Source organism: Nocardia ignorata NBRC 108230, assembly GCF_001612905.1.
GTDB classification, from domain to species: domain Bacteria; phylum Actinomycetota; class Actinomycetes; order Mycobacteriales; family Mycobacteriaceae; genus Nocardia; species Nocardia ignorata.
The window spans coordinates 25,503-39,361 of the sequence record NZ_BDBI01000044.1 but is presented as its reverse complement, the minus strand read 5'-3'; the positions used below and the strand labels follow the sequence as shown (position 1 = coordinate 39,361).

General features: G+C 67.5%; 11 protein-coding genes. 5 read left to right on the top strand and 6 right to left on the bottom strand.

The genetic code is table 11. The annotated features are described in order from the left end of the window. Nucleotides 1–127: 127 nt before the first annotated feature. Nucleotides 128–3,010: a leucine--tRNA ligase gene (leuS, locus tag NI2_RS29740; protein ID WP_443093650.1), complete on the top strand. Its 2,883-nt coding sequence runs from the start codon at nt 128–130 to the stop codon at nt 3,008–3,010. A 124-nt stretch (nt 3,011–3,134) separates the two neighbouring features. Here leuS and NI2_RS29735 read toward each other — a convergent pair whose 3' ends face one another. Together NI2_RS29735 and NI2_RS29730 are read right to left on the bottom strand one after the other, a co-directional pair. After that, complete coding sequence (locus tag NI2_RS29735; protein ID WP_067497683.1) at nt 3,135–3,923, bottom strand: polysaccharide deacetylase family protein; 789 nt, start codon at nt 3,921–3,923, stop codon at nt 3,135–3,137. 125 nt (nt 3,924–4,048) lie between these two features. Beyond that, nucleotides 4,049–4,738 (bottom strand): SDR family oxidoreductase, encoded by a 690-nt coding sequence (locus tag NI2_RS29730; RefSeq protein ID WP_067497678.1) that lies wholly within the window; start codon nt 4,736–4,738, stop codon nt 4,049–4,051. 84 nt (nt 4,739–4,822) lie between these two features. Between NI2_RS29730 and NI2_RS29725 the strand changes: the two genes are divergently transcribed. Further along, the gene (locus NI2_RS29725; protein ID WP_067497675.1) at nt 4,823–5,368 is read left to right on the top strand and encodes a DUF6069 family protein; all 546 of its coding nucleotides are present in this window, start codon (nt 4,823–4,825) and stop codon (nt 5,366–5,368) included. 54 nt (nt 5,369–5,422) lie between these two features. Further along, complete coding sequence (gene ggh / locus NI2_RS29720; RefSeq protein ID WP_067497672.1) at nt 5,423–6,763, top strand: glucosylglycerate hydrolase; 1,341 nt, start codon at nt 5,423–5,425, stop codon at nt 6,761–6,763. Here the strand turns inward: ggh and NI2_RS29715 are convergent. From NI2_RS29715 to NI2_RS29700, 4 genes are all read right to left on the bottom strand, one after another. Further along, nucleotides 6,760–7,413: a pentapeptide repeat-containing protein gene (locus tag NI2_RS29715; protein WP_243749787.1), complete on the bottom strand. Its 654-nt coding sequence runs from the start codon at nt 7,411–7,413 to the stop codon at nt 6,760–6,762. The genes ggh and NI2_RS29715 overlap by 4 nt on opposite strands. Nucleotides 7,414–7,563: 150 nt before the next feature. After that, nucleotides 7,564–9,612, bottom strand: coding sequence for a PhoX family protein (locus NI2_RS29710; RefSeq protein WP_067497669.1), 2,049 nt, complete (start codon nt 9,610–9,612; stop codon nt 7,564–7,566). Between the two features lie 122 nt (nt 9,613–9,734). After that, entirely contained in the window at nt 9,735–10,535 is an 801-nt protein-coding gene (locus NI2_RS29705) for a hypothetical protein (protein ID WP_067497666.1), read from the bottom strand. A 47-nt stretch (nt 10,536–10,582) separates the two neighbouring features. After that, nucleotides 10,583–11,095 carry a lipoprotein LpqH gene (locus NI2_RS29700; RefSeq protein WP_067497663.1) on the bottom strand — a complete coding sequence of 171 codons (513 nt, stop codon included), beginning with the start codon at nt 11,093–11,095 and terminating at the stop codon, nt 10,583–10,585. Nucleotides 11,096–11,224: 129 nt separating this feature from the next. Between NI2_RS29700 and NI2_RS35405 the strand changes: the two genes are divergently transcribed. After that, nucleotides 11,225–12,745: a hypothetical protein gene (locus tag NI2_RS35405; RefSeq protein WP_243749788.1), complete on the top strand. Its 1,521-nt coding sequence runs from the start codon at nt 11,225–11,227 to the stop codon at nt 12,743–12,745. Continuing rightward, nucleotides 12,745–13,824, top strand: coding sequence for a hypothetical protein (locus NI2_RS29690; RefSeq protein ID WP_067497657.1), 1,080 nt, complete (start codon nt 12,745–12,747; stop codon nt 13,822–13,824). Before NI2_RS35405 ends, NI2_RS29690 begins: the two co-directional genes overlap by 1 nt. Nucleotides 13,825–13,859 lie beyond the last annotated feature (35 nt).

The window sequence follows — 13,859 nt, the reverse complement described above, 5'->3', positions numbered from 1 at the left end:
TGCAGGCTAGCGCACCCTTGTCGAGTGCCGATCCGGTGCTCCCCGCCGAGGTGACCCGCCGCACAGCGCGCCTCGCTGCGCAGCCCTTCGGAAATGAATTCGCCACGACGTTCTACCCTGTTAGACGATGTTTACCCCTGATCGGCGAGAACAAGAAGGCGGGACCGTGCAGGACACTCGTGCGACCGAGAGTGACGTACCTCAGCACCGGTACAACGCCGAGCTGGCGGGGCGGATCGAACAGCGCTGGCAGCGCAACTGGGCCGAACGCGGCACCTTCAACGCGCCCAACCCGGTCGGGCCGCTCGCGGGCGACACCCCCGACGACAAGCTGTTCATCCAGGACATGTTCCCGTTCCCGTCGGGCGCGGGCCTGCACGTGGGCCACCCGCTCGGCTACATCGCCACCGACGTGTTCGGCCGCTACCACCGCATGCGCGGGCGCAATGTGCTGCACGCGCTCGGCTACGACGCCTTCGGCCTGCCCGCCGAGCAGTACGCCGTGCAGACCGGTGCGCACCCGCGCGTCACCACCGAGTCGAACATCGCGACGATGCAGCGTCAGCTGGACCGGCTCGGCCTCGGCCACGACCCGCGTCGCTCCTTCGCCACCACCGATCCCGAGTACTACCGGTGGACGCAGTGGATCTTCCTGCGCATCTACAACGCCTGGTACGACCAGGAGGCCGGTCGCGCCCGGCCGATCGCCGAGCTCGAAGAGCAGTTCGCCGGCGGTGCGCGTCCGGTACCCGAGGGCGACTGGGCATCGCTGAGCGCCACCGAGCGGGCGGCCCTGCTCGATTCGTATCGCCTGGTCTACCAGTCGGATTCGATCGTCAACTGGTGCCCCGGCCTCGGCACGGTGCTGTCCAACGAAGAGGTCACCGCCGACGGGCGAAGCGAACGCGGCAACTTCCCCGTGTTCCGTAAGCGCATGTGGCAGTGGATGATGCGGATCACCGCCTACGCCGACCGCCTCGTCGACGACCTGGACGAGCTGGACTGGCCCGACAACGTGAAGTCCATGCAGCGCAACTGGATCGGGCGTTCGCGCGGTGCGCAGGTGCGTTTCGACGCGCCCGATGGCGAGACGATCGAGGTGTTCACCACCCGGCCCGACACCCTGTTCGGCGCCACCTACGTGGTGCTCGCGCCGGAACACGAGCTGGTCGACAAGCTGACCGCCGCCGCCTGGCCCGCCGACACCGACGCCCGTTGGACAAACGACAGCGCCACCCCGACGGAAGCCGTTGCGGCGTACCGCAAGTCGATCGCGGCCAAGTCGGATCTGGAGCGGCAGGAGAACAAGGAGAAGACCGGCGTCTTCCTCGGCTCCTACGCCACCAACCCCGCCGACGGCAGCCAGGTGCCGATCTTCATCGCCGACTACGTGCTGAGCGGCTACGGCACCGGCGCCATCATGGCGGTGCCCGGCCACGACCAGCGCGACTGGGACTTCGCCTCCACCTTCGGCCTGCCGATCATCGAGGTCATCTCCGGCGGCGACATCACCGAGGCGGCCTGGTCGGGTGAGGGCGAGCTGGTGAATTCCGGCTTCCTGAACGGACTTTCGGTCGACGAGGCGAAGGCGGCCATGATCGGTCGCCTGGAGGCCGAGGGCCACGGCACCGGGAAGATCCAGTACAAGCTGCGCGACTGGCTGTTCGCGCGGCAGCGGTACTGGGGTGAGCCGTTCCCCATCGTCTACGACGCCGACGGTGTCGCACACGCCCTGCCGGAATCCATGCTGCCCGTGGAACTTCCGGAGATGGAGGACTTCGCGCCGGTCACCTTCGATCCCGACGACGCGAACTCCGAGCCGTCCCCGCCGCTGGCCAAGGCCACCGATTGGGTGAACGTGGAACTCGACCTGGGCGACGGGCCCAAGCAGTACCGCCGCGACACCAATGTCATGCCCAACTGGGCGGGTAGCTCCTGGTACCAGCTGCGCTACGCCGATCCGACCAATACCGAGACGTTCTGCGCCGAGGAGAACGAGAAGTACTGGCTCGGCCCGCGCACCGACAAGCACGGCCCGAACGACCCGGGTGGTGTCGACCTGTACGTCGGCGGTGTCGAGCACGCGGTGCTGCACCTGCTCTACGCGCGCTTCTGGCAGAAGGTGCTGTTCGACCTGGGCGATGTGTCGGGCAGCGAGCCCTACCGCCGCCTCTACAACCAGGGTTACGTGCAGGGCTACGCCTACACTGACGAGCGTGGTGCGTACGTGCCCGCCGCCGAGGTGGTGGAGCGTGACTCGAAGTTCTTCTGGACCGGTCCTGACGGTGTCGAGATCGAGGTCACCCAGGAATACGGCAAGATCGGCAAGTCGCTGAAGAACGCCATCTCGCCCGACGAGATGTGCGACCTGTACGGCGCCGACACCTTCCGGTTCTACGAGATGTCGATGGGACCGCTGGACACCTCACGTCCGTGGGCGACCAAGGACGTCGTCGGCGCGCACCGCTTCCTGCAGCGGGTGTGGCGACTGGTTGTCGACGAGGAAACCGGCGCGGTGAAGGCCACCGATGCCGCACCGTCCGACGAGACGCTGCGCCTGGTGCACCGCACCATCGCCGGTGTCGACGAGGATCTGGCCGCCCTGCGCGACAACACGGCGGGCGCGAAGCTGATCGAGCTGACCAACCACCTGACCAAGAACTACCCCGACGGCGCACCGCGCGCGGCCGTGGAACCCCTGGTCCTGATGCTCGCTCCGCTGGCGCCTCACATCGCCGAGGAACTGTGGGAACGGCTGGGCCACAACACTTCCCTGGCCCACGGCCCCTTCCCGACCGCCGATCCGGCGCTGCTCGTCGCTGATTCGGTGGAGTACCCGATTCAGGTGAAGGGCAAGGTGCGCAGCCGGATCCAGGTGCCCGCCGACGCCGACCCGGCCGCGATCGAGGCGGCCGCGCTGGCCGACGAGAAGGTCGTGGCACTGCTCGAGGGGGCGGCCCCTCGCAAGGTGATCGTAGTGCCCGGCAAGATGGTCAACATCGTACTGTGACCGCCTCCCCGGGTCTTTGGCCAGACTCAGGCCCGGGGAGAGTCGGGGACGCGGCAAGCTTTTGTGCAGTGGCGGGTCAGCCCGTGCCCGGCGTGTTACCCATGTTCGTGCGAAACCAGGCCCATCAACTGCGGACTTCCAGGACGTCGTTCAGTGTGACCAGCGACAGGTTGCGCTCGCGGATGATGTCGACGAGTTGCTCGTAGCAGTGGGTGACCGGCGGGAAGTTGGCGTGGCCGATGATGATGGTCTGCGCGGCGAAATACTTTCGGGCGCACTCCATCAGGTACTCCTCGGTGATGAGACCGGAGTCGGACAGGGAGCCGTACCACATGGTCGGCACGGTGTAGCCGAGGTCGGCGGCGATCTTGTCGACCGTGGCGTTGTGGTAGCCGAAGGGCGGCCGATAGAACGGGGTGCCGTCGACACCGAAGTTGTTGTGCAGGAAGGTTTTCGTACGACTCAGCTGGTCGACGACCCCGTCGGCACCGATCTTGGTGAGTGCCTCGTGGCTCCAGGTGTGGTTGCCGAGCTGGATCTGACCCGAGTCGACCAGCGGGCGTAGGGCATCGCGGTGGATGGTCCAGGCCTCGAACGAACCGGTGACGAAGAAGGTGAAGCGGGCGCCGGTGTCCTGGGCCCACTTGATATAGGCGCCGACCACCTCCGGGCTCGCGCCGTCGTCGACGGTCAGGGCCATGCTGGTGCCCTGACCGGGCAGGGCGGTGATGGTCTCGGGGCCGATGATCGACTTCGGACCGCTCGGCGGCGGAGGCAGCACCGGTTGCTTCGGCGTCGGTGCGGGCGGCGGTGGGACCGGCACGACCGCCTCGCCGACGGGCGCGGTCTCGCCACCCGCGCTGGCACAACCGGCCAGTGCCCCGACCGTCCCCGCAGCGAGCAAGGTCAGCATTCGACGTCTGTCCACTCCACTCCTCCTCATGACCGGATGCGATCGGCACAGCTCAGCGGGACGGTAGCCCGAGATTCCCTCGAAGAGAACAACCAGGGATCACTGTGGGACGAACAATGTCACCGTCAGCGCGGGCGAAGAACGATCTCCGTCGGATGCGCGTCGCGCGGAGTGTCGACGGCGTTTCGCACCGCTCGCGCCACCGTTTCGGCGGTGAGAAATTCCTCGGGACGGTACTCCCGCCCCTCCTCGGCCACGATCGCCTGCTGCATATCCGTATCGATGCGACCGGGGAATACCGAGGTGACGCGCAACTGCGGCTCCTCCAGCCGCAATGCGTCCGCGAAGGCCCGCAACCCGAACTTGCTCGCCGCGTACGAACCCCACCCCGCGTTGGCCCGCAGCCCCGCGCCCGAATTGATCAGCACCACATGCCCGTTCGCGGCGCGCAGCGCGGGCAGCAGCAGCCTGGTGAGCTCGGCGACGGCGATCAGGTTCACCTCGAGGGTGTTGCGCCACTGGTCGAGCGAGGATTCGGCGACGGTGCCGAGGTCGGCGATGCCCGCGTTGTGCACGAGCACGTCGAGTCGCTCGATGCGTGCGGCGGCCTCTGCGACAGCCGGATAGTCGGTGAGCGGCACCGGCCAACCGGTCGCACCCGGCAACTCGTCCAGGATCGGCGTGAGCGAGTCGGCGGAGCGGGCGCCGAGCAGCAGATCGTAGGTCGGGGCGAGGTCGCGGGCGATGGCGGCGCCGAGGCCGCGGCTCGCGCCGGTGATGAGGGCAATCGGGGCGGGAGTACTTGTCACCGTCATAGGTCCCACGCTAATCCGGCGCACGGATACCGACACCTGTGCGTTCCTCAGGCGGATGTCGGCGTGCACTAGTACCGTCGCACTATGACCGATCCCCGGTACAACTACGGACCCTCGGACCCGCAGTATCCGCAGCAGCAGGGCCAGCCGCACTACGGCCAGGGCCAGTACGCCCCGCAGCCGGGCGAACCCCAGGAGCCCAAGGTGAATGTGGGCAAGCTGTGGGCGGGCGGCATCGGGACGGCCGTCGTCGCCGCGCTGCTCGCGGTCGTCGCGATCATGCTCGTGCGCGGTGTGCTCGGCATCGCGATCCTCTCCCCGGAAGGGGCGGGCGCCTACGGCACCGTCTCCACCACGTCGTATGCCGTCGCCGCCGCGGGTGCCGCCCTGCTGGCCACCGCGCTGCTGATGGTGCTGCTGCTGGCGATGCCGAGTCCGATGACATTCTTCACCTGGATCTGCCTGTTGCTCACGGCCGTGGCGGTGATCCTGCCGTTCACCTTCGTCGCCGATATCGAGGCCAAGATCGCGACGGCGGTCATCAACCTGGTGCTCGGGTTGTGCATCACCACCATGCTCAGCTCGGTCGGCACGGCGTCGCAGAATGTCACCCGCGAGACCGGGTACTGATCGTCACAGTCATGTCGGGATGCCATCGGTGCTGCTCCGCCGCAGAATAGGGAGATGACCGACCCGGGTTTCACCCCCACGCAGCTCGCGGCACGCGCCGCCTACCTTCTGCGCGGCAACGACCTGGGCACCATGACCAGTGCCGCGCCGCGCCTGTATCCGCACATGTGGAGCTGGGACGCGGCGTTCGTCGCGGTCGGGCTCGCGCCGTTGAGCGTGGAGCGGGCGGTCGTAGAACTCGACACGCTGCTGTCGGCGCAGTGGAAGAACGGGATGATCCCGCACATCGTGTTCGCCAACGGTGTCGACGGGTATTTCCCCGGACCCGCGCGTTGGGAGTGCCGCAGGCTGGCCGCCAACGCCCCCGAGGGACCCGACACCTCCGGCATCACCCAACCGCCGGTGCATGCCATCGCCGTGCAGCGCATTCTCGACCATTCGCGCAGGCACGGGCGTTCCACGCGGGCGGTGGCGCAGGAGTTCCTGAATCGGCGGTGGCCGGATCTGGTGCGCTGGCACCGGTGGCTCGCCCATGCGCGCGACCCCAAGGAGAACGGCCGGATCACGCTGTACCACGGGTGGGAATCCGGCATGGACAACTCGCCGCGCTGGGACCGCGCCTACGCCAATGTCGTTCCCGGCGTGGATCTTCCGCCGTACCGCCGGGCCGACACCGTCGTCATCTCCGATCCGACCCAACGGCCGAGCGACCGTGAATACGACCGATACCTGTGGCTGGTCGAACAGATGCGGCGCGCCAACTACGACGACTTCCAGCTCACCTCGGTGATGAGTTTCGCCGTGGAGGACGTGTTCGTCTCCGCGATCTTCGCGCTGGCCTGCGAAGTGCTCGCCGATATCGGCGAGGAGTACAAGCAACCGCATTCCGATGTGCGTGAACTGCACGGCTGGGCGGCGCGCTTCCGCAAGGGCGTGGCGGCCACGGCCGACGAACGGACCGGTGCCGCAAAGGATTACGACGTGCGGTTGGGCCGGTGGATCAACACCGAGACGCTGGCCATGTTCGCGCCGCTGATCTCGGGCGGCCTGTCCCGGCCCGCCGAACGCGCCCTGCTCAACACCTTCGAGGGCCCACGCTTCTGCGGCCACCCCGACCTGCGCTACGCCCTGCCACCGTCGACTTCCCCCGTTGCCAAGGACTTCCGCCCCCGCGAATACTGGCGCGGCCCCGTCTGGCCGGTCATGAGCTGGCTGTTCTCCTGGGCGTTCGCCCGCCGAGGCTGGGCCGAACGCGCCTACCTCCTGCGCGCCGAAGGCCTCCGCCAAGCCGCCGACGGCAGCTTCGCCGAGTACTACGAACCCTTCACGGGCGCCCCGCTCGGCAGCATGCAACAGTCCTGGACGGCCGCCTCGGTCCTCGACTGGCTGGGCTAGCTTCCGAGCTCCACCGTGATGCCCAGTTCACGGGCCAGTGTGGCGGCCAGGGTTTCGAGGTCACCGCCCTGGATCGTCGCCCCGCGCAATGCCGTGACCCCGTAGATGCCGGTGAGATCGCAGTCTTCGAAACGAAGGTTCTGCTGGATGCGGGCTCCGGTGAACCGCGCACCCGCGAGATTGCAGCGTTCGAAGCGCACATTGCGGAAGTCGGTGCGCTGGAAGTCGGCCTGGCGCAGATCGCAATCCCGGAAAACAACCTTGCTCAAACGGGATTCGGCGAACGACGCCATGTCGGCTCGCGTCGACTCCACGAGCACGTCACGCAGAACCCCTGCGGTCCATGACAACCCGGTGATCCGGCCGTTGCCGACCACACTTTCGAACATCGAGGAATCATCGGCCTGCACATTCGCCAGATCGCACACCTGCAATTCCGATTCCGCGATAGTGGCCTGCCGCAACAAAGTCGGGAACCGCACACTCACGAACCGGCACCCCTCGGCACCGAACCCGTACACCTGCGCATCGGCGAAATCGACACCTCGATACTCGACCCCGGAAACCTCGCGTTCCCCGACCGGATCGTCACCGGGGGAAACCGCGGCCCGCAACTCCCCCAGCACCGCCACGCCCGGCTCGAACCGCACCCGCCTACCCACCTTCACACCACTCCCATCGCCGCCGTGCGCCCAACATACGTCCACCCACCGACGAATCCTGACGCGGCGGTGACATGACAAAGCCGCTACCCGCCCAGTCGGGTAGCGGCTTCGTCAGCAGATCGGGTGTCGGCGGGGTCAGACGCCGATGCGACCGCCGTTCTTCTTCCAGACCACCGCGACCGACGGGCGGGGTTGGGTGGTGCCGCCGTCGGGCCAGTTCGACAGGGGCTTGTCGACCGTGGCGTCGTCGGACTCGCCGGGGTGCTGGACGGAGACGATGACCTGCTTCTCGGTGATGATCGGGCCGCAGGTCTCGCCGCCGCGGGGGACGGTGAGGAACTGTTTGGTCTCACCGCGGTTGGGGCCGTCGAGGACCACGGCGAACAGGCCGTCGTTGGACTTCAGGGCGTTGCCGTCGGTGGAGATCCACAGGTTGCCGTACGGGTCGAAGGCCAGGTTGTCAGGGCAGGAGATGGGGCTGACCTTGGACTTGTCGAAGCCGCTGAAGTAGGTGTCGGCGGCGGCGGGGTCACCGCAGACCAGCAGCAGGGTCCAGGTGAACTCGGTGCCGGTGTGGTTGTCGGTGAGCTCGAGCACCTGGCCGTTCTTGTTCAGCTTGCGCGGGTTGGCCTCGTCGGGGCCCGGCTTGCCTTCCTCACCGCGCTTGGTGTTGTTGGTCAGCGCCACGTACACCTTGCCGGTCTTCGGGTTGGTCTCGAAGTCCTCGGGGCGGTCCATCTTGGTCGCGCCGACCTTGTCACCGGCCAGGCGGGTGAACACGGCGACCTCTTCGGCCGACATGCCGTCGACGAACGACTTGCCCTTGCCGTCGGCGCCGGTCTCGAGCAGGCGGATCCACTCGCCCTTACCGGTGAAGCCGCCGGTGGGGACCTTGCCGGAACCGTCGATCTCGGCGGCGTGGTCGCCGGTGAGCTTGGCGACGTAGAGGGTGCCCTCGTCGAGGATGGTCATGTTGTGGCGCATGCTCGACGCACCGACGCCCGGCTGCACCTTCTTGGCGGAGACGAACTTGTACATGTAGTCGAATCGCTCGTCGTCACCGCTGTAGGCGACGACGCTGCCGTCGGCGGTGACGTGGATGGTGGCGGCCTCGTGCTTGAAGCGGCCGAGCGCGGTGTGCTTCACCGGCGCCGAGGAGGCATCCCACGGGTTCACCTCGACGACGTAACCGAAGCGGTTGACCTCGTTGACTTCCTGGGTGAGGTCGAAGCGCGGGTCGAAGTTCTCCCAGCGACGCTCCGACGCGCCGCCCTCGATGCCGTAGCGCTTGAGCTTCTTGGCGACGTCGGCGTCGGTCACCTTCTCGGCGTTTCCGAAGTACTGGTTGAAGTTCTCTTCACCGGAAAGCACCGTGCCCCAAGGGGTTACACCACCCGAGCAGTTGTTCAGGGTGCCGAGAACCTTGGTACCGGTCGGGTCGGCCTTGGTCTTCAGCAGCGCGCTCCCGGCGGCCGGACCACGCACCTCGAACTCGGTGGTCGCGGTGATGCGGCGATTGTACTTGCCGAACACCGGCTTCAGCTGACCCGATCCGGCCTGCCCGTGCACCTCGACGACACTCAGGCCGTGCGAGGCGAGGGCGATCTCGAACTGCTCGCGGGTCGGCGCGTCCTTGTTGTAGCCGCGGAACATCATCGGCTCGGTGCTGTATTCGTGGCTCACGACCAGCACGTACTTGTCGGCCTCACCCTCGATGGGCAGCAGACCGGCGAAGTCGCAGTTGTAGCCGAACTGCTGAGCGGCGGCGGCCGGGGTCTGCTTCTCGAAGTCGAAGGCGGGCGCGCCCTCGATCACCGCGTCACCCCAGCGGATAAGCACCGACTGCTCGTAGCCCTCGGGGACGACGACGGCGTCTTCCTTGTTCGGCGCGACGGGCGTGAAGCCGGTGCCGGTGCCGGGCGAACCGGTCGAACCGGTGTCGGAGCTGTCGTCGCCACAGGCGGCGAGCATGCTCGCGGCGCCGACGGCGAGCACCGCCGCGGCACCGCCCTTGATGAGTCCGCGACGGTTCAGCCGGGCGACGATGTCACCGAAGTACTCGCCGTCGGAGGTGTTGGGGACCTCGTGGAAGCAGGCGTTGCCACACTTGTATTCGCAGGTGATGGCCGAGCGTGACGACTGACCGTCGTGGGTGACGAAAAGGGCGAGCGGTTTCAGACTCACGATTACTCCTGATTAGTGCGGTTTCCGGCACGGTAGGCAGCGCAGGCGAGGCGTCGGGAACGTGAAGGTGAACGCACGACCAAAACTCGGCGCGTGGGCAGCACGCGCCGAGTGGGGGTGGGTCAGGCATTGATGGGCAGTGAGATCACCACCTCCTGTTCGTCGCCGGGCAGGTAGTGGACGCCGATGATGCGTCCCACCTGTACCGATCCGATCGCGGTCGGTGGCAGGTACTTCGCGGCGCCGGTCAGGAAGGTGCTGCCGTCGGGGCGGGTGACGACCAGCCCGAGCACCACCTCGGTGTAACCGCCGCGGATGCGTCCGGGCACATCGAGGCTGCGGACCACCGCCTGGGCGGCGATGCCGCGTTCGGCGATGTCGAGCTTGTCGCGGGTGGTGATGCCCTTGCGGATGAGCGATTCGTTCATGGCGCGCTGGGCGGCGCCTGCGTCGCCGGAGCGGTCGACCTCCACCTTGTCGGTGCGGCCGGGCAGGTACCGCACCGGCAGGACCACGCCGGGGCGCAGCAGGGCCAGTTCGGTGAGCGGCACGATCATCTTCGCGTGGGAGTCGAAGGTCTTGCCGTCGGCGCCTTCGACCCGGAATTCGATCCGCACCTGCGGCTGGTCGTTGACCGACACCCCGGTCTGGCGGAACGAGGTGATGGTGCCGATACCGATCTCACCGCCGCGGAACTCCGAGCTGTTGTGACCGGTGAAGGCCTCGAAGATGCCGTCGCCGGTGAAGGCGAAGACCATCGGCACGATCGTCAGCGCGATGATGGGCAACGCCATCTGCGGGCCGACCCAGCCGAGCATGGTGCCGGTGAATTCGTCGGGCGTGTAGGTGAGGCCGTAGTAGAGGTAGTAGCCGATGGCCAGGATTCCGAAGGCGACCGCGGCCGCACGCAGCTTGGATTTCATGATTCTCCTCGGGATGGATGCGACCGGATCGCGATCAGGGGGTCAGGTCAGCCGACGATGGTGGAGCAGGCGAAGGTGATGTCGAACTTCACCGTCGACGGGCCGGCCAGCGGGTTGGTCATGTCGGGGGCGCCGACGCCCTCGCCGGTGACGCGGAAGGTGTTGCCGTCCTTGGCGAGGGTCGCCGAGCCGCCGGGCTGGCCGTTGCCGTAGCCCACGGCGTACGGCATGCCGCTCGACCCGCCCTGGCTGCCCGCGATGGCGACGGCCTGCACCGTTTCGCCTTCCAGCGTCGCGCTCACCGAGAGGCTGCCGTAGGTGGCGTTGGCCGTATCGGTGAGGGCGAGTGCCAGGGTTCCGCCCTGCTTGGCGCAGGTGGTGTCGAACTTCGCGGTCAGTTCCTTGCCGTCGACGGTGGCGGTGGACTTGCCCGCGGCCGGCGCGGGGGCGGCGGTGCTGGACGGGGTGCTGGTGGAGCTGCCGGTGTCGCTGCAGCCGGTCACGAACAGGGCGGTCGCGGCGGAGGCGGCGGCGAGGGTGGCGATCAGCTTGGTGTTCATGGTGTTTCCGTTCTCTCTCGGTGTGAGCGGGTCGGTGAACCCGTTGAGAGAAAGGTAGAAATCCCGCGCCGACTACCGATCCCAAGTTTTCCCTCGGACAGTCGGCTGACCTGCGGTTACCCTGGTCGAATGCGAAGACCCCGCGCCATGGTGCTCGACGAGGTGTGGCGCGGGCTCGACGGTGTCGACGCCTTGAGCGGACCACAGGGTGCGCCGTTGCGGCGCACCGTGAAACTGATCCTCGATCCGCTGGTCATCCGGCCGATGCAGCATCCGCTGTGCGCGGGCAGCGTTCTCGACGCCGACGGCGTCACCTTGCTGACCTCCCTGGTACTCGCGCGTTCCGATGCGCTGCGGGCGTGCGCGAGCTGGTTCACCGTCCTCAAACAAGCGCGGCGCGCCTTACGGATCACCGAGGGCAACGCGCAGGATCTCTACTTCCAGCGATGCTTCGAGCTGGCGACTCTGCACGGCGAGCCGGGAGCGGATGCCCGCGAGCGTGCCGCCGCGGTGCTGCGCGAGGTACACGAGGGAACGGGCGGGCGCACCACGACGGCGCTGAAAAACCTGGTGACCGAACCGAACCGGCTCGCCGAGCTGACAACACTCATCGAGTCCGCCTGGCGCGCACGACCATTGGTGAACTCCGGTGCGCGCGACCTCGCCTCCGCGCTGACCGAACTACTCGACGCGAGCACTCTGGCCCGCGAGGGTGATCCCGCCGACGCCGGCCCGCTGCTCGACGAGCTGATCGAGGACAAGGTGGGCACCCACCGGGGCATCGCGCTGTGGCGCCCGCATCCCAGGTACGGAGCCGACGACCTGGGCCTGACCGTGCACGAGTGCCCACCACGCCCCGCCGTCGGCGCCACCGCCTCGACCGCCACCCTCGCGCTCCCGTTCGACCGGAGCATCTACGAACGTGTCTTCACCGTTCTGCAAGGCAGCATCGACCGGACCGATCTGCCGGATCTGCCGACGTTGGTGAGCACCGAGGTGAGCCGGAGCTGTTCGCCGTGGGGGTTGCTCGACGAGTCTCTTCGCGTGACAGCGGCGGCTGGTTGCGAACTGGCCCTCGGGCTTTCACCGTTGGGCGCGGTACCTCTGATGCGGGCCCTGGTCGAGGCAGAGTTGTCCGACGCTCGTGGCGAACGATCTGCGGAATCGGAGCAGGATGAGCCGGAAGCGGGACTACATACCGGCACTACACCTTCGGCGGCGAAGAGCCTGGGGGTGCAGGCTCCTAGCGGCACGGATGGCGGGGCTGCACAGTGCGGCTCGAAGGGGCAGTGGGCGGACGCCGGCGAGCCCGGCCCCGGGTCACGGGCGCACGCGGTGGTGAACGCGCGATGGCGGCGGGAAGCGTACGTCCTGCAAGCGCGGCGCTACTCGGTGCACCTCGGTGAGGCGGTGAGCGGACCGCTGGCGGTGGTCGCCGCTGAACTGCGGACACCGTGGCGACCCTACCTGCGCAGACTGTGGGTTCGGTTGCACGGACGTGACGTTCGGGAGCTGGCGGTGTTCGATCCGGTCGAGCTGTGGGATCTGCTCGACGGGATCGCGCGGTCGGTGATGCTCGACCATCGGACGCGAGTGAAGCAGGCGCTCACCGTGGCCATGGACGAGGTCGAGGAAGCGAGGGCCAGTTGATGATTCGGCTCAGTCGCTCCGATGGTCTGCTGACGATCGCTCCTGGTGAAACTCCGCTGGTCACCGACATCCTGGCTCCCTTGGATGCGATGGTTCTCGAAGTCGTTGGTGGGCACCTCAGCTGGAGCGTGCTCGATGATCGGCAGCTGCCTGCCGCGGTGCTCGACGACCCCGAAGCCGCGCAGGAGTGGCTGTGGGCGGTCTATGGGGAGAATGTCGCGATCGCAGTGGCAGACGGAGTGGACGGCGAAATCGCCGCTGAATCGGTTCGGCCTGAGCTGGTTGCCGCCTTGCGGCGACTTGCCTACGCACACTGGGCTTCTCGATGGTGGCCTGCGTCGACTGTCGATGACATTCCGGCTCTCGACCCGCTCCTGCTTGACGAGGAAATCGGGCAGCTCAGCGAGATGTGTGAAATGGTGCTCGCGGATTCGGAGCTTCTCTCACTTACTCCGAGTGATGGCGACGGGCCGATCGACAATTCTGCGGAGCTGAGTCCTCGACGTATCGCAGGCCCAGAGGCGAGCTCCCAACAACCTCGCCCGGTCTTCGAATCCTCCACTCGTGCCGATGATTACGCGCTTGCCGCGGGCGGGAAGCAGCCCGGCGACGGGCTGATCGTCGCACATGGGAGCGGCGACTGGGACTGGCGGCGATGTCCGCCTGGCATTCTCGACGCGGGCGCCGAGGCGCTGTCCTGGACGGTCACCCGGACCTCGGGCATTTCGACAGCGCGGGTCACGGTGGTCGCCGCGCCGGACTGTCCACGGCACATTCCCGAGCACCTTCGTCCACATGTCCGGCTCGACACGGACAACCGAACCGCTGCCGCCGACACAGCCGAGCTGCATCTGCGGACGGACAGCTGGTCGGCGGAGATACAACTGCCCGAGAGCGCAGAAACCTTCACAACTCTCACGGTTTTCGTTCCTGGTCTCGGCCCCGCGACCACATATCCCGACGAGTCGGCCATGCGTGCGCGCATCCGCGATTTCGCCCGCGGCCGACTCACCGGACAGGCGGGTGACCACCTGTTGGCCGCCGAATCCGCAGCCGCGGAATCCGATGACGACTTCTGATGCGCGCACGGATCGCCGAGCGCGCCCGGACGGCA